At 67.3% G+C, this 20,797-nt stretch carries 19 protein-coding genes and 1 riboswitch; of the genes, 9 read left to right on the top strand and 10 right to left on the bottom strand.

Features of this window, described 5'->3' with window-relative positions:
- The first annotated feature begins 45 nt into the window (after positions 1-45).
- The 5 genes from rpe to hypB all read left to right on the top strand — a co-directional run bounded on the left by rpe (position 46) and on the right by hypB (position 4,665).
- Entirely contained in the window at positions 46-741 is a 696-nt protein-coding gene (rpe, locus tag G6N67_RS17885; RefSeq protein ID WP_051578520.1) for a ribulose-phosphate 3-epimerase, read from the top strand.
- Positions 738-2,756 (top strand): transketolase, encoded by a 2,019-nt coding sequence (gene tkt, locus G6N67_RS17880; RefSeq protein WP_051578521.1) that lies wholly within the window; start codon positions 738-740, stop codon positions 2,754-2,756. Before rpe ends, tkt begins: the two co-directional genes overlap by 4 nt.
- The gene (locus tag G6N67_RS17875) at positions 2,749-3,453 is read left to right on the top strand and encodes an HAD-IA family hydrolase (protein ID WP_051578522.1); all 705 of its coding nucleotides are present in this window, start codon (positions 2,749-2,751) and stop codon (positions 3,451-3,453) included. The genes tkt and G6N67_RS17875 overlap by 8 nt, the downstream gene beginning before the upstream one ends.
- A 96-nt stretch (positions 3,454-3,549) precedes the next feature.
- On the top strand, positions 3,550-3,885 hold the full coding sequence (locus G6N67_RS17870; protein ID WP_036429841.1) for a hydrogenase maturation nickel metallochaperone HypA: 336 nt from the start codon (positions 3,550-3,552) through the stop codon (positions 3,883-3,885).
- Positions 3,886-3,897: 12 nt separating this feature from the next.
- A complete protein-coding gene (hypB, locus tag G6N67_RS17865; RefSeq protein WP_036429843.1) occupies positions 3,898-4,665 on the top strand; it encodes a hydrogenase nickel incorporation protein HypB in 768 nt (255 codons plus the stop codon).
- Positions 4,666-4,680: 15 nt separating this feature from the next.
- Here the strand turns inward: hypB and G6N67_RS17860 are convergent, their stop codons facing one another.
- The 5 genes from G6N67_RS17860 to thiO all read right to left on the bottom strand — a co-directional run bounded on the left by G6N67_RS17860 (position 4,681) and on the right by thiO (position 8,423).
- Complete coding sequence (locus tag G6N67_RS17860) at positions 4,681-5,439, bottom strand: ABC transporter permease (RefSeq protein ID WP_036429845.1); 759 nt, start codon at positions 5,437-5,439, stop codon at positions 4,681-4,683.
- On the bottom strand, positions 5,436-6,338 hold the full coding sequence (locus G6N67_RS17855) for an ABC transporter ATP-binding protein (RefSeq protein ID WP_036429848.1): 903 nt from the start codon (positions 6,336-6,338) through the stop codon (positions 5,436-5,438). The genes G6N67_RS17860 and G6N67_RS17855 overlap by 4 nt, the downstream gene beginning before the upstream one ends.
- Positions 6,339-6,464: 126 nt before the next feature.
- Complete coding sequence (gene thiG / locus G6N67_RS17850) at positions 6,465-7,226, bottom strand: thiazole synthase (protein WP_036429850.1); 762 nt, start codon at positions 7,224-7,226, stop codon at positions 6,465-6,467.
- A complete protein-coding gene (gene thiS, locus G6N67_RS17845) occupies positions 7,219-7,419 on the bottom strand; it encodes a sulfur carrier protein ThiS (protein WP_081812439.1) in 201 nt (66 codons plus the stop codon). Before thiS ends, thiG begins: the two co-directional genes overlap by 8 nt.
- Positions 7,416-8,423 (bottom strand): glycine oxidase ThiO, encoded by a 1,008-nt coding sequence (gene thiO, locus G6N67_RS17840; protein WP_036429852.1) that lies wholly within the window; start codon positions 8,421-8,423, stop codon positions 7,416-7,418. Before thiO ends, thiS begins: the two co-directional genes overlap by 4 nt.
- A riboswitch (TPP riboswitch) is annotated at positions 8,413-8,525 on the bottom strand. (Overlaps the previous gene by 11 nt.)
- Positions 8,526-8,560: 35 nt before the next feature.
- Here thiO and thiE point away from each other — a divergent pair.
- Positions 8,561-9,232, top strand: coding sequence for a thiamine phosphate synthase (gene thiE, locus G6N67_RS17835; protein ID WP_036429854.1), 672 nt, complete (start codon positions 8,561-8,563; stop codon positions 9,230-9,232).
- Here thiE and G6N67_RS17830 read toward each other — a convergent pair.
- On the bottom strand, positions 9,216-9,722 hold the full coding sequence (locus G6N67_RS17830; RefSeq protein ID WP_036429857.1) for an NUDIX hydrolase: 507 nt from the start codon (positions 9,720-9,722) through the stop codon (positions 9,216-9,218). The genes thiE and G6N67_RS17830 overlap by 17 nt on opposite strands.
- Before the next feature lie 146 nt (positions 9,723-9,868).
- Here G6N67_RS17830 and glnX point away from each other — a divergent pair, with 146 nt between their 5' ends.
- Genes glnX through G6N67_RS17815 form a run of 3 tightly spaced genes read left to right on the top strand, consistent with a single transcriptional unit; the run spans position 9,869 to position 14,459 of the window.
- Entirely contained in the window at positions 9,869-11,188 is a 1,320-nt protein-coding gene (glnX, locus tag G6N67_RS17825; protein ID WP_036429860.1) for a protein kinase G-activating protein GlnX, read from the top strand.
- 32 nt (positions 11,189-11,220) lie between these two features.
- On the top strand, positions 11,221-12,180 hold the full coding sequence (locus G6N67_RS17820) for a glutamate ABC transporter substrate-binding protein (protein WP_036429863.1): 960 nt from the start codon (positions 11,221-11,223) through the stop codon (positions 12,178-12,180).
- Positions 12,180-14,459, top strand: coding sequence for a serine/threonine-protein kinase PknG (locus tag G6N67_RS17815; RefSeq protein ID WP_036429865.1), 2,280 nt, complete (start codon positions 12,180-12,182; stop codon positions 14,457-14,459). The genes G6N67_RS17820 and G6N67_RS17815 overlap by 1 nt, the downstream gene beginning before the upstream one ends.
- A gap of 12 nt (positions 14,460-14,471) precedes the next feature.
- On the opposite strand, the gene G6N67_RS17810 is transcribed toward G6N67_RS17815, so the two are convergent.
- From G6N67_RS17810 to G6N67_RS17795, 4 genes are read right to left on the bottom strand one after another with little or no spacing between them, the layout of a single operon-like run.
- Positions 14,472-15,608, bottom strand: a complete 1,137-nt coding sequence (locus G6N67_RS17810; protein ID WP_036429868.1) for an acetate kinase — start codon at positions 15,606-15,608, stop codon at positions 14,472-14,474.
- Positions 15,605-17,689, bottom strand: coding sequence for a phosphate acetyltransferase (gene pta / locus G6N67_RS17805; protein WP_036429871.1), 2,085 nt, complete (start codon positions 17,687-17,689; stop codon positions 15,605-15,607). Before pta ends, G6N67_RS17810 begins: the two co-directional genes overlap by 4 nt.
- A 19-nt stretch (positions 17,690-17,708) precedes the next feature.
- Complete coding sequence (locus G6N67_RS17800; RefSeq protein ID WP_036429874.1) at positions 17,709-19,031, bottom strand: aspartate aminotransferase family protein; 1,323 nt, start codon at positions 19,029-19,031, stop codon at positions 17,709-17,711.
- Between the two features lie 15 nt (positions 19,032-19,046).
- Complete coding sequence (locus tag G6N67_RS17795) at positions 19,047-20,603, bottom strand: APC family permease (protein WP_036429877.1); 1,557 nt, start codon at positions 20,601-20,603, stop codon at positions 19,047-19,049.
- Positions 20,604-20,797 lie beyond the last annotated feature (194 nt).

Here is a 20,797-nt window from a genome sequence, read left to right as displayed (position 1 = left end):
CGCTCGGCGTTCCTATCATCTTCACAAACAGAAAGGGAATGCCCGATGGTCCAGGTGGCGTTGTCAGAGCCCAAAATCGTCGCGTCCGTTCTGCCGGCCGACTTCGCGTCGCTCGGCCGCGATGTCGAAGAGATCGAGCGAGCCGGTGTGGACCGGATCCAATGGGACGTCATGGACGGTCGTTTCGTCCCGAACATCACGTTCGGCCCCGATATCATCGCGGCCAACCGCACACGAGTCGCCATCGGCTTCGAGGCGCACCTGATGGTCGAGGAGCCAGACGCAATGCTGGACCGCTGGGTTGAGGCCGGCTGTGACATCGTGATCGTGCACGCCGAGGCCTGCAGGCACCTGCACCGCACATTGTCGTCGATTCGTGGGCTCGGCGCCCGCGCCGGCGTCGCGCTGAACCCCGCGACGCCACTGGACGCTGTCACCAATGTCCTCGGCCTGACCGATCTCCTGCTGGTGATGACCGTCAACCCTGGTTTCGGAGGGCAACGTTACATCTCCGACATGGAACCCAAAATCGCCGCGGCACGCGCCGAAATCGACCGGCGCGGCTTGGATATCGAACTCGAGGTGGACGGCGGCATCGGAATCGACACCATCGGCGGGGCCACGGCAGCCGGAGCAACGGTGTGCTGCGCCGGCTCGGCACTGTTCTCGGGCGAGAACCGAATGGCACAACGCGCCAGAGCATTACGAGCGGCTGCTCGCGAGAGGCTGGTTCTGCAGTGACAACCGCATCACGCACACACCACGAAACACAGTCACAATCACCAGAACTCGATGATCTGGCGATCACGACCCTACGTTTCCTCGCAGCGGACGGCGTCGAGGCCGCCAACAGCGGGCATCCAGGTTTGCCTTTGGGCGCTGCACCGATGGCGTGGACGCTCTGGGCGCACCATCTGCGTCACGATCCCGCCGATCCGCACTGGCCGGACCGGGACAGGTTCGTTCTGTCGGCCGGACACGGCTCCATGCTGCTGTACGCATTGCTGCATGTTTTCGGATACGCCCTGCCGATCGATCAGCTCCGCCGATTCCGCCAGTTGGGGTCTCAGACGCCGGGGCATCCCGAATACGGCCATACCCCAGGCGTTGAAACCACGACCGGCCCCCTCGGCCAGGGGCTGGCCAACGCGGTCGGTATGGCACTCGCGGAACGAATGTTGGCCGCCCGCTGCAACACCGACGACCACACCGTCGTAGACCACCGCACGTGGGTACTTGCCGGCGACGGCGATCTGATGGAAGGCATCTCACACGAGGCGGCTTCCCTCGCGGGCCGGCTTCAACTCGGCAAGTTGACCGTGATCTTCGACGACAACGACGTCACCATCGACGGTCCGGCACGACAGAGCTGCGCCGACGACGCCGAGGCGCGGTTCGCTTCCTACGGCTGGCACGTGCTGAATGTCGAAGACGGAAACGACCTGTCCGCCCTCAACGGCGCCTTCACTGCAGCCCGTCACGACGACCGCCCGACCTTTATCCGCGTCCGTACGACGATCGGTTACGGCGCCCCCGGCGTCGAGGGCACCTCGAAAGCACACGGCAGTCCGCTGGGTGCAGGCACCCTGGCAGCCATGCGCGCCCGTCTCAACTGGCCCGACGTGCCCTTCCACGTGCCGGTCGCGGTTTCGGCCGCCGCGGCCGCTGTGGCGGTGAGAGGTGCTGAGGCACACACTGATTGGTTGTCCAGACACGCACAGTGGCGAGCCGCCAATGCCGGGCTCTCGACTGACTTCCCACTTGGAGCGACACCGAGGACCGAGGCGCACCGGATGCTCGCCCCGCTCGCCGACGAGGTCGATCCCGGCGGCAAGATCGCGACGCGGAAAGCCTCCGGCAACGCGCTGACCGCGCTGGCCGAGGTGTACCCGTCTCTGGTCGGCGGGTCGGCAGACCTCGCGGCGTCGACCAACACCGCCATCCCGGGCGGATTCGTCGGCCCGAACGACTATGCAGGACGCACAATCCATTTCGGCATCCGAGAGCATGCGATGGCCGCTGTCATGAACGGGATCGCGCTGCACGGCGGTCTGCGCCCCTTTGGCAGCACGTTCCTCGTGTTCGCCGACTATCTTCGGCCGGCCCTGCGACTCTCCGCGCTCATGAAGCTGGGTGTCATCTATGTGTTCACGCACGACTCGGTGCATGTCGGTGAAGACGGGCCCACCCACCAGCCCATAGAACAGCTTGAATCGCTACGCCTGATACCGGGGCTGACAGTTCTACGTCCCGCCGACGCCGCCGAGACTGCGGCGGCATGGCAGATCGCCGCGGAGAACACGACCGGTCCGACAGCACTCGTACTCAGCCGTCAGGATCTGCCGATCCTCGGGGGGCGCAACATGAATGACATCCGAGAATACGGTGCCCGCGTCGTACGGTCGGTGGATGAGCGGCCGGACGTGGTGCTGGCAGCCAGCGGATCGGAGGTCACCCTCGCGCTCGACGCCGCCGAGATTCTGGCCGAGCAAGGGGTCAAGGCCACGGTCGTGTCGGTCATGTGCCGCGAAAAGCTCTACGATGCAATGGAAAACGGCACCTATGCACTACCGGACGCCCCGACCGTGTGGATCGAGGCAGGCGTACCGATCGGCTGGCAAGCGCTGGCACGATCGCGTGATGCGGTGGTCGGATTGCAGCGGTTCGGTGAGAGCGGCCAAGGTGCGCAGGTCGCCGCACACCTTGGGCTGACCCCGGCCACGGTCGCCGAAACAGCGATGATGCTGCGTGCTTGAGGCGGTCATCTTCGATGTCGACGGGACGCTGTCGGACACCGAACGCGACGGCCATCGGCCCGCGTTCAACGAAGCCTTCGCGATCCACGGACTGGATCTTGCCTGGGATGCCGACGAGTACCGTGAACTGCTCAAAATCACCGGCGGGTGTCACCGAATCGCACACGACCTGCGTGCCCGCGGCATCGCGGATGCGACCGGCCAACTGGCCGTTGCCATCCACCGCACCAAGACCGACCTGTTCTGCAGTCAAGTCGCCGACGGACGGCTGTCCCCGAGACCCGGATTGGTCGAATTGATCGCCGACCTGCGCAATTGCGGCATCCGGGTAACGGTCGCAACCACCGGCAGCCGGCGCTGGGTGAGGCCGCTGGTCCACCAACTCATCGGTGAGGGCACGGCCGAGGTCATCGTCACCGGCGACGACGTCAGCCAACTCAAGCCGGACCCCGAGGTCTACCTGCGTGCACTCGACGAACTGTGTCTGCGCCCAGAAGACGCACTCGCGGTTGAGGATTCCGCGGTAGGACTCCGGTCTGCGCGTGCCGCGGGACTGGCGACGGTGATCGTGACCAACGGATACACCAAGGACCAGGACTTCGACGGTGCTGCCGCGGTCCACCCGGGATACGACACCGGGCCCGCACTGCTGGCCGATCGGTGCCAGCAGATACACCACAATTGGTGGACAAGCTGATGCCGCCGCCCACAATCACAATTTCGCACAGAAACCGTGCGTTTTTGCGTGGCCGATTCGGGCCCACGGTCCGCACTTCGCGGGCAGCATGGGAATGTGCACGAACTATCCCTGTGCCAGGCCATCGCCGGCGTGGTAAAGCCACATGCGCAAGGCCGGCGCATCGACGTGGTCCGGGTGCGGGTCGGCGCCCTTCGCCAGGTGGTTCCAGAGTCGCTGGAGTTCTGCTGGTCGCTGATCCGCGACCACGAAAACCTCGCGGGGGCCGAACTGAAACTCGAGCTGATTCCGGCCGAGGTGAGATGCCGCGCCTGTCAGCAGTGCTCTCAGATCAAGTCAAGGTGGTCGGTATGTTGCCCACACTGCACGAGCGCTGACGTCGAGGTCATACGGGGAAACGAGTTTCTGGTCACGTCGCTCGACGTAACGTGAAAGGTCAGGATTATGGGCAGATTTCACCGGCACGACGACGGTACGGCGCACAGCCACGAACACGGCGACCACGAGCATTCGCACGACCACGGCGACCACAGCGGGTATCAGACCGGTACACAGCGCGTCGACGTTCTGGAATCGATCTTTGCCGAGAACGACACCCGCGCGGCCTTGAATCGAGAGATCTTCGAGAACAACGGTATTCGTGCCCTGAACCTGATGAGCTCACCAGGGTCGGGCAAGACCACGGTGCTCGCGGCCACCCTGGACGAACTTGCGAGCGATATCGCAGTCGGCATTGTCGAAGGCGACATCGCAACCGACATCGACGCCGCGAAACTCGGCGGGCGAGGCGCGCAGATATCACTGCTGAACACCAACAACGGTTTCGGTGGCGAATGCCACCTCGATGCGCCGATGGTCAATCGCGCACTGCAAGGACTCGACCTTGCCGGCCTCGACCTGGTGGTGATCGAGAACGTCGGCAACCTGGTCTGCCCTGCGGAGTTCGACGTGGGTGAGCATGCGAAAGCCATGGTGTACTCGGTCACCGAAGGCGAAGACAAGCCTTTGAAGTACCCGGTGATGTTCCGCTCTGTGGACCTGGTGCTGCTCAACAAGATCGATCTCGTCCCCTATCTCGACGCGGACCTGGATCGCTACATGGCCCACATCCGCGAGGTCAATCCCACCGCGGAAGTCTTGCCGGTGAGCGCGCGGACCGGCGCGGGAATGCAATCCTGGTACGAATGGGTTCGGCGGTTCCTCCGCAATTGACGCCGTGCCGACCCCTCACGCGTCGCGCTTGTTCAGCACCACAGCGGCGGCGACGAACACGACCGCGACGATCACCATGAAGTACACCAACGAGCCGACGACGCCCCATGGCATCGCGTACGTCGGGAACAGCCATTCCACGTCGAGGAACGAGAACATGTTGACGAACGGCAGCCACGGCCCCGTCCGCGGACCGGAATTCGGCATGTTGGCCAAGAGCGGCTCGGCGACCAGTGGCCACAGCAGCAGTACGGCGACCGCCCCGGCCGCGAACCGCACGAGCGCACCGACGGCCACCCCGAGCACCGCGGCCAACGCGGCGTAGAGCGCAAAGCCGCCCGCCACCTGCCAGACCGCCGGGTTGGCCAGGGACAGCTGAGTTCCTGCGGTGGGTTCGGCGATCACGCGGGCCGCCAGCACCGCGACGATCACCATCACAGCCGCGCACAGCGAGGAAAACGCCGCCGCCACAACGGCTTTTGCGATCAGCACGACGGTGCGGTTGGGCGTGGCCAGGAATGTGGTGCGGACCAGCCCACTGCGGTATTCGCCCGTCATGGTCATCGAGGACAGCACCATCAACACCGGCACCCCGAACACCGCGACACCCAAGGCGGCTTTCTCCGGTGGCAGCGAAGCCGCGCTGTAGGCCGACCAACCCTGCAGGGCCGCCACCGCGAGACTGATGACCGCGACACCGAGCACCGACCACAGCGGCGAGCGGGTGGTGGACAGCTTGATGCGTTCGGCGTCGAGCGCCGCCAGCGCGCTCACTGGGCCGCCCGGTAGTCGACGGCGTCATCGGTGAGTTTCAAGTACGCCTCCTCCAGCGATCCCTGCCGCGCACTGAGCTCGTGCAGGGTGATGGCGTTGCGCGCGGCCAACTCACCGATCACCTCGATCGCGACGCCGTGCACGGTCATCGTGTCGCCGTCCGTTTCGGCCTGCAGTCCGGCGTCGGACAGCACCTGCGCGAGGGTTTCGAGTTGCGGGCTGCGCACCCGGACCGTGTCGGCCGCGGAGCCCTTGACGAACTCCTCGACCGTGGTCGAGGCGATCAGCTTGCCCTGCCCGATCACCACCAATCGGTCGGCGGTGTTGGCCATCTCGGCCAGCAGGTGGCTGGACACGAACACCGTGCGGCCTTCGGCGGCCAGTTTGCGCATCAAGGTGCGCACCCAGTGGATGCCCTCCGGGTCCAGACCGTTGACCGGTTCGTCGAACAGCAGCACCGGCGGGTCACCCAACAGCGCTGCCGCGATGCCGAGCCGTTGGCTCATGCCGAGCGACAGTGTGCCCGCGGTGCGATCCCCCACCGATTCGAGCCCGACCATGTCGAGCACCTCGTCGACCCGCGTGGAGTCGATCCGGTTGGCCGCAGCGATCCAGCGGAGGTGGTTGCGGGCGCTGCGGTTCGGGTGCGCCTGCCGCGCGTCGAGCAGCGCACCGACGGTCCGCAGTGGGTCGCGCAGCTCGCGGTAGGCCTTGCCGTCGATGGTCGCGGTGCCCGAGGTCGGGTGGTCCAGGCCCAGGATCAACCGCATGGTGGTGGTCTTGCCTGCACCGTTGGGTCCGAGAAAGCCGGTGACCACCCCCGGTTCGACCGAGCAGGTCAGATCGTCGACGGCGCGGTGGGTTCCGTAGAGCTTGGTCAGCCCGGCTAGTTCGATCATCGCCGTCCAGTATTGCCATGTTCGGCCGTGAGCGTCACCGCCACACCCGCCGAGCACCCTCATGACCACGATTGACTCTGCCACCAAGGTCTGAAAAGGCGAGTGGCGAACACCACCGCAGCAGACTCAAAGCAACGACGGGCTCGACGCCTGCGCCCAGAAGCGTTTGGGAATCCGCCCGGCCTGGCGCGCCAGGTAGCCCGCGGTCACGGCGGCCGCCATCGCCGCGGCCATGGTCGGCGGGTCGGCGGCGCGCGTGACGGCCGAGGCCAGCAGCACTGCGTCGCAACCCAACTCCATCGCGAGCGCGGCGTCGGACGCGGTGCCGATGCCTGCGTCGAGGATCACCGGCACACCCGCCGCCTCGACGATCATCTCGATGTTGTGCGGGTTGGAGATGCCGAGCCCGGTGCCGATCGGCGCGCCCAGCGGCATGACGGCCGCGCATCCGGTGTCCTCCAGCCGCCGGGCCAGCACCGGGTCGTCGTTGGTGTAGGGCAGCACGACGAATCCGTCGTCCACCAATTGCTCGGCGGCGCGCACCAATTCGATGGCGTCGGGCAGCAGGGTGCGCTCGTCGGCGATGACCTCGAGTTTGACCAGATCGGTGCCCAGCGCCTCGCGGGCCAGCTGCGCGGTCAGCACGGCCTCGGCCGCGCCGCGACAACCCGCGGTGTTGGGCAGGGCCGCAATGCCGAGCCGGTTGAGCAGATCCAGCACGCCGGTGCCGGTCTCGGCGTCGACGCGGCGCATCGCGACCGTGGTCAGCTCGGTGCCCGACGCCACCAGCGCTTCTTCCAGCACTGCCAGGTTCGGCGCCCCGCCGGTTCCCATGATGAGGCGGGAACCGAACTCGCGGCCGCCGATGGTGAGCACGGAATCAGCCACCCTGCACCGCCGTCACGACCTCGATGCGCGCGCCGTCGGCCAGCGTGCGATCCCATTCCGACCGCGGCAGCACCGACCAGTCCAGCGCGACCGCGATGCCCTTTTCCGGAAAACCGCGGTTTTCCAGCAGCTTCGCGATGGTGGTCTGGGAATCCACCTCGACCATTTCGTCATTGACCGTGATGGTGATCATTTCGCTCCCACGCTCACCTCGAGTTCAGCCGCGATCCGCTCTGCGGTCCACGGCGCCAACAAAAATCCGTTGCGGCCGTGCCCCGCGGCCACCAGGGTGCGGGCGTCGACACGTTCGACGATCGGCACACCGTCGGGCGACATGGGCCGCAGGCCTGCCGCGGTCTCGGCGAGCTCGTACTCACCCAGCGCAGGCATGATCGTGCACGCGTCGTCGAGCAGGTCACGCACGCCGGTCACGACGGGCGCGGTGTCCCGGCCGTGCTCGTACTGCGTGGCACCCACCACGACGCCGTCGGCCCGCGGCACCAGGTACACGGGCCTGCCGTGTACGCGGGCCCGAATCACGCGCTGCGGCACCGGCATACACCCCTTGCGCCAACGCAGCCGCAACACCTCGCCCTTGACGGGGCGCACCGGGAGCCCCGGCACGAGTTTCGGCGCGTCGATGCCGTTGGCGATCACCACGGTGTCGGCGTCGTCCACCTCGGCGAGTTCCGACACCGCGGGCGCCCAGCACACGCCGAGCCGCCGGCAGTGCTCGGCCAGCGCGTCGACCACCCGGCGGTTGTCGACCGCGAGCTCGGTGGTGGCCCGGAACCCATGCCGGATGCCCTGCGCCAACAGCGGCTCGACATCACGCGCGGCCGTGGTCAACTCGACGGGGTGGCCCTGGCCGGCCAGCCATTCTGCGACCGTGCGCAGGTCGGCGACGTCGGCCCGGTCGACCGCCACCACCAGTGATTCCCGCGCCGTCACCACGTCGGGCGGCAGGCCCTCCAGGAAACCCGAATGCCACAGCCGGAGCGATTCCAGCCCGATCTGCAGCAGGTGTTCCTCGCCCGGCCAGCCCTCGCTGTGCGGGGCCAGCATGCCGCCGGCCACCCACGATGCGCCGCGCTCGGTCGCGGCATGCAGCCGCACGGTCCAGCCATCGAGGGCAGCACGCCGTGCCACGGACAGCCCGATGACACCGCCGCCGACGACGGCCATGGTTCGCGCCATTTCAGCTCCCTTCGCCGGCATGACCCGGATCAGGTGTGACGGTAAGGGCCGGTCGTACGCCCACTCTCAGCCCCCGTGCCTGGGACTCCCGCGTTGCCAGTCCAGGGTACTCGGCAGCCACGCGATAGCGTCGCGGTGTGGAGCAACCCGCCGATCGCCTGCAGCAAGCCAGCCTGTACCTGTGCACCGACGCTCGCCGCGAACGCGGTGACCTGGCGGAATTCGCCGACGCCGCGCTGGCCGGCGGGGTGGATCTGATCCAGCTGCGGGACAAGGGCTCGGCCGGGGAGCAGCAGTTCGGCCCGCTGGAGGCGCGCCAGGAACTGGACGCGCTCGCGGTGCTGGCCGATGCCGCGCGTCGGCACGGCGCGCTGCTGGCGGTCAACGACCGTGCCGACATCGCGCGCGCGGCCGGCGCCGACGTGCTGCACCTCGGCCAGGACGACCTGCCGCTCGACGTGGCGCGCGACATCATCGGCGAGCGCCCGGTGATCGGCCGGTCCACGCACGATGCCGATCAGGTCGCCGCGGCCATCGAAGAAGAGGTCGATTACTTCTGCGTCGGGCCGTGCTGGCCCACCCCCACCAAACCCGGCCGCCACGCGCCCGGCCTGGACCTGGTCCGGAACGCGGCGGCACGAAACCCGGCCAAGCCGTGGTTCGCGATCGGCGGGATCGACAAGCAGCGACTGCCCGAGGTGCTCGACGCCGGGGCCCGGCGCATCGTGGTGGTGCGCGCGATCACCGCGGCCGAGGATCCCCGCGCGGCCGCCGCGGCGCTCAAGGCGCGGCTTACCGCGAACGGTTGACGCGCAGCGGGATGGTGGCCGTGACGTCCCGCAACTGCGGCCAGCTGGCCGCGAAGCCGGGGTGCAGCGGAAGCTCGGCCACCTCGTCCTCGGCGACCCAGCGCAACTCCGAGCTCTCGCGGTTGGGCACGGTCTCCAGGAGTTCGGTCGCGTCGGCGATGACGGTCGTGTAGGTCCAGCGCGTGCCGCCCGCCCCGACCACCTCGGCGGTGATGACGGTGGTCCGGACACTCAACTGCTCGGCCGCCAACCCGGCCTCCTCGTGCGCTTCGCGTACCGCGGCCTCTTCGGGCGTCTCGTGACTGTCGCGTGCACCGCCCGGCAGCGCCCAGGTGCCGCCCTGATGACTCCATGGCGCCCGATGTTGCAGGAGCACCGCGGCACTTCCGTCCGGCCACGGCGCGCGCAGCAGCAGACCGGCCGCACCGTGGCGGCCCCAGAACCGGGCACCGCTGTCGGATACCACCCAGCCGTCCCCGTCGCCACGCACCCGTACAGGATAAGGAACACGAACCGATTCGGTGGATCCCAAACCGCGGCCGCGCCTCTGAGAAACTCTTAGAATTCTTTTATACAGTTGGGCACAGCCCGTACGAGACCCGGTAGGTATCGAAACTTGATGAGGTTCGCGCTCAGGTGACTGTGGAGTTGGCACATCCCTCGACCGAGCCGCTCGCGTCCCGGTCACCTACCACCCCTGCCCACCCGCGCTGGTGGTTCCTGTGGACCACGCCGGGCCGCATCCTGACGATCGGTCTGGTGCTGTCGGCGCTCGTGATCGCGAGCGCCTTCGCGACGTCCACCACGGTCAACGACCGGCAGCAGGCGTTGACGACGGTGCTCGACCACACCGAGCCGTTGTCGTTCGCGGCCGGTCAGCTGTACACGACGCTTTCGGTGGCCGACGCCGCGGCAGCCACTGCCTTCATCGCGGGAGCCGAACCGCGGGATGTGCGGCAGCGCTACGAGCAGGCCATCACCGACGCCGCGAGCGCCGTCACCCGGGCGTCCAGCGGACTGACCGACGAAGCGCTCGTGCAGCTGCTCGGCCGCATCAACGCACGGCTCGCGGTTTACACCGGGCTGGTCGAAACCGCCCGCACCAACAACCGCGCAGGAAATCCCGTCGGGTCGTCGTACCTGTCGGAGGCGTCGGCCATGATGCAGACGCAGATCCTGCCCGATGCGCAACGACTCTACGAACAGACCTCGGCGCGGGTGGACGCGGAAACCACGGCGTCGACCCGCATCCCGGCGCCCGTGATGCTCGTGGTGCTCGCGACCCTGATGTTCGGGGCGTTCGCCAACCGGTGGCTGGCCCGGCGGACCCGGCGCCGCGTCAACATCGGATTCGTCGCCGGCGGCCTGGCCGTGCTGATCATGTTGATCTGGGTGACGACGGCGCTGGTGATCTCGACGTCGGACAGCCGCAGCGCCAAGGACACCGCCGCCGAGTCGCTCAAGACCGTGACCAACCTGGCCATCACCGCGCAACAGGCCCGCGCCGACGAGACGCTGGCGCTGATCCGCCGCGGCGACGAGAACGTCCGCAAGCAGTCGTACTACCAGCGCATCGACATGATGCAGCAGGAGCTCTCGGCCTACCTGGCGCGCGACACGGGCCTCGACAAGAGCGACCTCGTCGACGCCGAACACCTGCTGACGCGCTGGCGTGCGGCCGACGACCGGATCAACGCCTACATCGCGGTCGGCAACTATCAGGCCGCGACGCAGGTGGCGCTGGGCACCGGCGAGGACGACTCGACGCCCGCCTTCGACAAGCTCGACGAGGCGCTGTCGAAGGGTATCGAGCAGAGCCGCACCCAGCTGCGCAACGACATCCTCAACGCCCGCCGCGTGCTGTCCGGCGCGACCGTGGGCGCGGCGATGCTCAGCGTCGCCGCGGCCGTGGCGGTGGCGCTGGGGTTGTGGCCCAGACTCAGTGAGTACCGCTGATGAGCGCTTGCGCGAAGAAGAAACCAGCACCGATGAAGAAACTGCTCGTCCTCCTCGCGGCGGTCCTGACCGTCGCGGGCTGCAGCCAGACGGCGCCCGCGCTGACCATTCCCGCGCTGACGCTGACGCCACCGACCCCGGCCGGGATGCAGGAGCTTCCGCCCGAGCCGGTGCGGGTGCCCATGCCCGACAACGACGACTGCAACCGCACCGCGAGCCTGCGCCCGTTCAGCGACAAGGCCGAGGCCGACGCGGCTGTGGCCAACATCCGCGATCGCGGCAGGCTCATCGTCGGGCTCGACATCGGCAGCAATCTGTTTTCCTTCCGCGATCCGATCAGCGGTGAGATCACCGGGTTCGACGTCGACATCGCCGGCGAGGTTTCCCGCGACATCTTCGGTACGCCCGCGCAGGTGGAGTACCGGATCCTGTCGTCGGCCGACCGAATCACCGCGCTGCAGAACAACCAGGTCGACATCGTGGTGAAGACCATGACGATCACGTGCGAGCGCAAGAAGCTGGTCAACTTCTCCACGGTGTATCTGATGGCCAATCAGCGCATCCTGGCGTCGCGCGACTCCTCGATCACCCAGGCCTCTGATCTGTCCGGCAAGCGCGTATGTGTGGTGGACGGCACGACGTCGCTGCAGCGCATCCAGCAGATCAGCCCCGCGCCCATCATCGTCTCGGTGGTCACGTGGTCCGATTGCCTGGTGGCGCTGCAGCAGCGCCAGGTCGACGCGGTCAGCACCGACGATTCGATCCTGGCCGGGTTGGTCGCCCAGGATCCGTATCTGCACATCGTCGGCCCGAGCATGAATCAGGAGCCCTACGGCATCGGCGTCAACCTGGAGAACACCGGGCTGGTGCGCGTGGTCAACGGCACGCTGGACCGCATTCGCCGCGACGGAACCTGGAACACGTTGTACCGCAAGTGGTTGACGGTGCTGGGGCCGGCGCCGTCACCTCCGGCCGCGAGGTATGTCGACTGATGACAGATCCCGAAAAGGGCACTGACGTGACTGCCCAGGACGATCTCGACGAGGGCCCCGGCACCCAGCCGGCAAGCCTCGAAGACCTCGACATGGACTCGATGTCGACCATGCGGCCGATGGCGACGCAGGCCGTGTACCGACCGCAGTTCGACGACTCCGACAGCATCTCGCTGCGCACGGGCGACACCGAACCGCACGATTACCCAACGATGGTGACGCGCGCACTGTCGCCGATGCGCAGGCTCGGCGGTGGTCTGGTCGAGATCCCCCGGGTGCCCGAGCGTGATCCGCTGACCGCGCTCATGACCAACCCGGTGGTGGCCGAGTCGAAGCGGTTCTGCTGGAACTGCGGCAAGCCGGTCGGCCGGTCCTCGCCCGACGGCCGGGCCCTGTCCGAGGGCTGGTGTCCGCACTGCGGCAGCGCGTATTCGTTCCTGCCGCAACTGTCCCCGGGTGACATAGTCGCCGAGCAGTACGAGATCAAAGGCTGCATCGCCCACGGCGGGCTGGGCTGGGTGTACCTGGCGTTCGACCGCAACGTCAACGAACGCCCCGTCGTGCTCAAAGGCCTGGTGCATTCCGGTGATGCCGAGGCTCAGGCCATCGCGATGGCCGAGCGCCAGTTCCTGGCCGAGGTGACACATCCGGGAATCGTCAAGATCTACAACTTCGTCGAACACGACGACAAGCACGGCAACCCGGTCGGCTACATCGTCATGGAGTACGTCGGCGGCACATCGCTCAAACAGGCCAGGGGCGAGAAACTTCCGGTGGCCGAGGCGATCGGCTACATGCTGGAGATCCTGCCGGCCATGGGCTATCTGCATTCGATCGGGCTGGCCTACAACGACCTCAAACCCGAGAACATCATGATCACCGAGGAACAGCTCAAGCTGATCGACCTCGGTGCGGTGTCGCGGCTGAACTCCTACGGTTACCTGTACGGCACACCGGGATACCAGGCGCCCGAGATCGTGCGGACCGGGCCGACCGTGGCCACCGACATCTACACCGTGGGCCGCACGCTGGCCGCGTTGACGCTGAATCTGCGTACCCGCAAAGGCCGTTACGTCGACGGCCTGCCGACCGACGATCCGGTGCTGGCCACCTACGACTCGTTCGGCCGGCTGCTGCGCCGCGCCACCGATCCCGATCCGCGTCGCCGCTTCGACAGTGCCGAAGAGATGTCCTCGCAGCTGCTCGGTGTGCTGCGGGAGGTGGTGGCGGCCGACAGCGGTATGCCGCGGCCCGGTCTGTCGACAGTGTTCAGTCCGTCGCGGTCGACGTTCGGAGTGGACCTGCTGGTGGCACACACCGATGTCTACGTCGATGGGCAGGTGCATTCGGAGAAGCTCACGGCGCAGGAAATCGTCCGGGCTCTGCCCGTACCGCTGGTGGACCGCACCGATGTCGGGGCGCCCGTACTGTCGGCGAGCGTGCTCAGCGAGCCCGTGCACACCCTCGACCAATTGCGGGCGGCGCGGCACGGCGCACTGGACTCCGAAGGCATCGACCTGTCCCAGTCCGTCGAGCTGCCGCTCATGGAGGCCAGGGCGCTGCTCGATCTCGGCGACGTGGCCAAGGCAACCCGCAAGCTCGACGACCTGGCCGAGCGGGTCGGCTGGCGGTGGCGGCTGGTCTGGTTCCGAGCTGTCGCCGAGATGCTGTCCGCGGACTACGATTCGGCGACAAAGCACTTCACCGAAGTCCTCGACACGCTGCCCGGCGAGCTGGCGCCCAAGCTCGCGCTGGCCGCGACGGCCGAACTCGCAGGCACCGCAGATGAACTCAAGTTCTACAAGACCGTGTGGTCCACCGACAACGGCGTGATCTCGGCCGGTTTCGGCTTGGCTCGCGCGGAATCCGTTGCAGGCGAACGGGATCGCGCCGTGCGGACCCTCGACGCGGTGCCGCCCACGTCACGGCATTTCACCACGGCCCGGCTGACCAGTGCGGTGACGCTGTTGTCGGGACGTTCGGCCAGCGCCATCACCGAACAGCACATCCGCGATGCCGCGCGCCGCGTGGAGGCCCTGCCCGACACCGAGCCGCGCGTGCTGCAGATCCGGGCGCTCGTGCTGGGCACCGCGATGGACTGGCTGGCCGACAACACCGCCAGCAGCAACCACATCCTCGGCTTCCCGTTCACCGAACACGGGCTCAAGCTCGGCGTCGAAGCCTCGCTGCGGGCGCTGGCCCGGGTGGCGCCGACGCAGTCGCACCGCTACGCACTGGTCGACTTGGCCAACAGCGTCCGGCCCATGAGCACGTTCTGACCCCGCGGACGGTCAGGAGGTGACCACGTCGGCACACGAGCGGGCGATGGCCAACTCCTCGTTGGTCGGCACCACCAGCACGGTCACCGGCGAGTCCGGAGTCGAGATGCGGCGGGCCTGCTTGGACCGTTCGGCGTTGAGTCCTTCGTCGATCTCGATACCGAGGCCCGTCAGCCCTGACAGGGCGTCGCGGCGCACCGCGGCGTCGTTCTCGCCCACCCCCGCGGTAAAGCTGATGACATCGGCGCGGCCGAGCACCGCGAGGTAGGCCCCGACGTACTTGCGCAGCCGGTGGATGTACACGTCATAGGCCAATTGCGCGTTCTGGTCGCCGGATTCGATGAGCTCGTGCAGCTTGCGGAAGTCGTTCTGGCCACCCACTCCCAGCACGCCGGACCGGCGGTTGAGCAGCGTCTCGATCTCCTCGACACTCATCCCCGCGGTGCGCCACAGGTACATGATGACGCCGGGGTCGACGTCACCGCTGCGCGTGCCCATCACCAGACCCTCCATGGGCGTCAGCCCCATCGACGTGTCGACGGGCCGGCCGCCGGAGAGCGCCGACGCCGACGCCCCGTTACCCAGGTGCAGCACAATCTGATTCAGCGAATCGTGGGGCTTGCCCAGGAACTCGGCGGCCTGCCGGCTGACGTATTCGTGCGACGTGCCGTGGAAGCCGTAGCGGCGGATCTTCCACTGCTGCGCGAGGTCATGGTCGATCGCGTAGGTCGACGCCGCCTCGGGCAGGTCATGGAAGAACGCGGTGTCGAACACCGCGATGTGCGGCAGCTCGGGCAGCAGCTTGCGGGCCACCTGGATACCGAGCAACGCCGGCGGATTGTGCAGCGGGGCAAGCGGAGACAGCTCTTCGAGTTTGGCCACCAGGGCGTCGTCGATCACGGTGGGCCGGTAGAAGGTCTGGCCGCCGTGCACCACCCGGTGCCCGACCGCGACCAGGCCGAGCTCGTCGAGGTGCAGGCCCTCGGCCGCGAGCGCGTCGAACGCGGCGCGCAGCGCCGCGTCGTGGTCGGCGATCGGCCCCTCCCCGATCCGCTCGACGATGCCGTCGGCCAGGAATTCTCCGGTATCCGGTTTCACCACCGCGTATTTCAGCGACGACGAGCCGGAGTTGATCACCAGTACGGTCATCGCTGCTCCTGCCCCTGCGCCTGAATCGCCGTGATGGCCACGGTGTTGACGATGTCCTCGACCAACGCGCCACGGGACAGGTCGTTGACCGGTTTGTTGAGCCCCTGCAGCACCGGGCCGATGGCGATCGCGCCCGCCGAGCGCTGCACGGCCTTGTAGGTGTTGTTGCCGGTGTTGAGATCCGGGAAGATCAGCACCGTGGCCTGCCCGGCCACGGGCGAATCGGGCATCTTGGTCTTGGCCACCGAAGGTTCCACCGCGGCGTCGTACTGGATGGGCCCCTCGACCAGCAGCTCGGGTTCACGCTTGCGCACCAGTTCGGTTGCCGCCCTGACCTTGTCGACATCGGCGCCGGTGCCCGACGTACCCGTCGAATAGGACAGCATGGCCACGCGGGGGTCGATACCGAACTGGGCCGCGGTACGGGCCGACGAGATCGCGATGTCGGCGAGCTGCTCGGTGGTCGGGTCAGGCACGATGGCGCAGTCGCCGTACGCGAGCACCCGATCTTCCAGGCACATCAGGAAGATGCTCGACACTGTGGACACGTCGGGCATGGTCTTGATGATCTCGAACGCCGGCCGCACGGTGTGCGCCGTGGTGTGGGCCGCCCCGGACACCATGCCGTCCACCATGTTGTTGTGCACCAGCATGGTGCCGAAATACGACACATCGTGGATGATTTCGCGGGCCTGCTCGACCGTGACGCCCTTGTGCTTGCGCAATTCGGCGTACTGCACCGCGAATTGGTCGCACAGTTCGCTGGTCCGGGTGTTCAGCACGGTGGCGGCCGTCAGGTCGACGCCGAGTTCGGCTGCGCGCGAGCGGACCTGGGCCTCGTCACCGAGGATGGTCAGGTCCGCGACACCGCGCTGTAGCAACCGCCCGGCCGCCTTGAGGATGCGGTCGTCGTCGCCCTCGGGCAGCACGATGCGTTTGCGGTCCGAGCGGGCCCGGTCCAGCAGCTGGTAGGTGAACATCTGCGGCGTGGTGACCGCCGGGATCGGGATGCTCAGCTGGGCCAGCAGGTCGTTGACGTCGACGTAGCGGTCCATGAGCGCGAGCGCGGTGTCGATCTTGCGCTGCGACTTCGCCGTCACCCGGCCCCGGGCGCCCGCGACCCGGCTCGCGGTCTCGAACGTCCCGTATTCGGTGGCCACGATCGGCAGCCGCAGACCGAGGCCGGACACCAGCGACGCGATGGCCGGGTGCAGTTCGAGCCCACCGTTGAGGATGATGCCCGACAGTGACGGAAAGCCTTCCGCGGCATGGGCACTCACGACGGCCAGCACGACGTCGGACCGGTCACCCGGGGTGATCACGGCGACGCCTTCGGTGAGCCGCTCGAGCACATGCTCGGCCGTCATGCCCGCGACCAGCACCCCCATCGCCTCGCGGGACAGCAGCGCGGGGTCACCGGCGACCACCGTGCCGTCGACCGCGGCCTGCAGTTCGGCGACCGACGGCGCGACCAGCAGGGGTTCCTCGGGCAGCACGTAGGCCGGTGGTCCGAGCGGTTTGAGCGCGTCGGCGACCGCGGTGAGCTTCGCGGGATCACACCGGTTGGCGACGACGGCCGCGGCGTGCGCATGCTGGTGCGCCAGCTCGGCCAGGCACACCTCGACGACGTGCGCCACCTCGTCAGGCGTGCGGTCGGCGGCCTTGACCGCGAGCACAACGGGTGCGCCGAGGTTCACCGCGATGCGCGCGTTCATGCTCAGTTCGCTCGGCGTGGCGATGTCGGTGTAGTCACTGCCCACGATGAGCACCGCGTCGCACTGCTCGGCCACCTGGTGGAACCGGTCGACGATGTCGGTGATCGCGGCGTCGGGATCCTCGTGCACCTGCTGGTAGCTGACGCCGACACACTCGTCGTAACTCAGCCCCGCGGTGGTTCCGGCCAGCAGCAGCTCGAGAATGTAGTCGCGTTGCTCGCCGAGGCGCGTGATCGGCCGGAACACCCCGACCTTGGGCACGGTCGCCGCCAGTCGCTGCAGTATTCCGAGCGCTATGGTCGACTTGCCAGTGTCACCCTCGGGTGAGGCGATGTAGATAGCGGTCGCGATGTTTCCATCCGGCACCGCTACAGCATTCCTTAGATCACCGGAGCTCCGCCACCGCCCCAGAAAATTCACTGCAGAACCAGTCCACATCGCTCATCGAGAACACGAGCGGCGGGCGCACCTTGAGCACGTTGCCGTCGGATCCGCACACCGAGATCAGCACGCGGCGGTCCCGCATGGCGTTGACCAGGTCATGGGCCGCCGTGCGATCGGGAGTCTTCGAATCGGGGTGGGCGACGATCTCGATGCCCACATAGAGCCCCGCGCCGCGGACGTCACTGATACGGGGATGCGCGGCCGCGATCCGGCTGAGTTCGTCGCGCAGCGCCGCGCCGACATGCGCGGCGTTGGCGACCAGTTGCTCATCGGCGATGACGTCGAGCACCGCACCCGCGGCCGCCATGGACACCGGATTGCCGCCGAACGTGTTGAAGTAGGGCACGCCACGGGCGAACGTCTCCAGCACGTCGCTGCGCGCCGCCATCGCCGCGACAGGCAACCCGTTGGCCATCGGCTTGCCCATCGTGACCAGATCAGGCACCACGCCGTGACGGGTGAAACCCCACATGGCCTCGCCGGTCCGCCCGAAGCCTGGCTGCACCTCGTCGGCGATGAACACCCCGCCCGCGGCGTGCACGGCCTCGACGGCCGGGCCGAGCACCGACGGATCGGGGTAGATGCCGTCGGACGAGAAGAAGGTGTCGACAATCAGGCAGCTCAAACCGTGACCACTGGCCTGCAGCTCGGCGATCGCGCGCTGCACATCGGCGAGGAATCGCGCGGACACCTGATCGCCGTACCGGTAACTGTCGGGTGCGGCCACGGTGCGCACATGCGGGCCGATGGTCGTCGCACTGCCGATCGACGGTGAAATAGCCGTCACCGCTTCGGTATTGCCGTGATACGCGTCGCCGGTCACGATGACGCCCCGAGCACCCGTGTGCATCGCGGCGACGCGCAGCGCGAGGTCGTTGGCCTCCGAACCGGTGCACGCGTACATGACCTGATCGACTTGCTCGGGCAAGGTCGCCAGCAACCGATCCGAGTAGGCGACGATGCCCTCGTGCAGATAGCGAGTGTGGGTGTTGAGGGTCTCCAGTTGCCGGGTCACCGCACCGACGACGCGGGGGTGACAGTGCCCGACGCTGACGACGTTGTTGTAGGCATCGAGGTAGCGCACGCCGTCGGCGTCGAACACATGGCTGCCGCGGCCCCGGACCAGGTGTACCGGCCGTTCGTAGAACAGCCGGTACGCCGGGCCGAGCATGCGTTCACGCGCCGAGATCAGCTCTTCGGTTGCGGGATCGGTCGCCACCCCACCCGAGTAGCTGTTGGAATCCATGATGTTCGAAAACGCCATGCCCGCATCCCCCAATCAGCGTTCGTGCGCCTCCTCGAGCACGGTCCGGCCCAGATCCGCGTACCGCTGTGGATCCTTGTACTTCAAGAACAATGCCAGAAGTACCCCACCGATACCGACGAACCCGACAACGTACGGGATGGCGGTGAAGATCCAGTCGGACGCGGCCGCACCCGCCGCGAACGACGCGTTCTTGGCCAGCAGATAGATCACGTAGAGCATGCCCGTGCCACCCAGCAGCGGCGCCAGGAACGTGGTGAACCAGTTGGCGGTTTCCGGGTGCCGCTTCTGCACATGGAAGTACGAGATCACCGAGAACGCCGCGAGCGCCTGCACGATCATGATGGCTGTGGTTCCGAGCAGCGCCATCAACCCGTACAGCCCCGTGTACGGGTCACGCCCCGAGAGGTCGAAGAACAGCACCACCGCGGTCGCGAAGCCGGTCTGGACGAAGCCCGCGATGTGCGGTGAGCCGTGCACCGGATGGGTCGCGCCGATGGTCCTGCGCATCCCCGGGATGACGTTCTCGCGGCCCAGCGCATACAGATAGCGGGCCGCGCAGTTGTGAAACGCCATGCCGCACGCGAAAGAGCCGGTCATGAGCAGGATCTTGAACAGGTCGACGGCCCACTGCCCGAGGTGCTCGTGCACGGGATTGAAGAAGATGTTGCCCGCCGTGGTCGAATCCTGCGCCAGCGCAATGGCATTCTCGGGCCCGGTACCGACGATCGCGAGCCACGACACCAGCACGTAGAACGCGCCGATGCCGATCACCGAGCTGACCACCGCGATGGGGATGATCTTCTTGGGGTTGCGCGATTCCTCGCCGTACATCGCGCTGGACTCGAAGCCCACCCACGACCAGAACGCGAAGAACAAGCCGACGCCCGCCGATCCGGCGACCGCGATCATGCTGCCGTCGGCCCCGGCCACCTCACCGGAGAGGCTGTGAAAACCGTTGAGCGGGTTGAGCGAACCGAGCGACCAGCCCTGTGGGCCGCCACCGGTGAACACCACCGACAGCGCCATGAGCGCGAGCATCACGATCTCGGTGATCAGGAAAACCCCGAGCACCTTGGCCGCCAGGTTGATGTCGAAGTAGGTCAGCACCGCGTTGACCGCGAGCATCACGACCGCGAACACGATCCACGGCACGTCGACGTCGAAGAACGATTTGAACAGGTCGTTGCCGAAGAACGAGAAGATGCCGATGAGCGAGGCCTCGAACACCATGTACGCCAAGGCCGTCAGGAAACCCGATCCCAGGCCGACGATGCGCCCGAGGCCGTGCGAGATGTAGCCGTAGAACGCACCGGTCGCGGTGATGTGCTTGCTCATCGCGGCGTAGCCGATCGCGAACAGCGTCAGCACGATGGTCGCGACGAAGTAGCCGGCGGGCGCGTAGGCACCGTTGCCGAAACCGACCGAGATCGGCACGTTTCCGACCATCGCGGTGATCGGCGCGGCGGTGGCCACGGCCATGAACAGCACGCCGACCAACCCCACGGCATTGGGTTTGAGGCGCTGGATGGCGGCACCGGACGGTGCGGGTGGATCGATGATCTCGCTCATTGTGAGTCCCACTATTTGGTCTGGTTCATTGGCATCGCCGACAGCGCTGTGGTGCGACGCAGCACATTGTTATCGCGCCGCGACGGCTCGGTCAACTTGGAATTTGTTGTGGTCCAAGCCATTTGTTGCCGTCATGTTTCGAACCTGGGAATCGTGCAACGGGGAGGTTAAACCGCGCTTTTTGGTCTGCTCTG

Source organism: Mycolicibacterium mageritense (genome assembly GCF_010727475.1).
Classification (GTDB): Bacteria; Actinomycetota; Actinomycetes; order Mycobacteriales; family Mycobacteriaceae; genus Mycobacterium; species Mycobacterium mageritense.
This window is presented reverse-complemented; position numbering and strand designations above follow the sequence as displayed.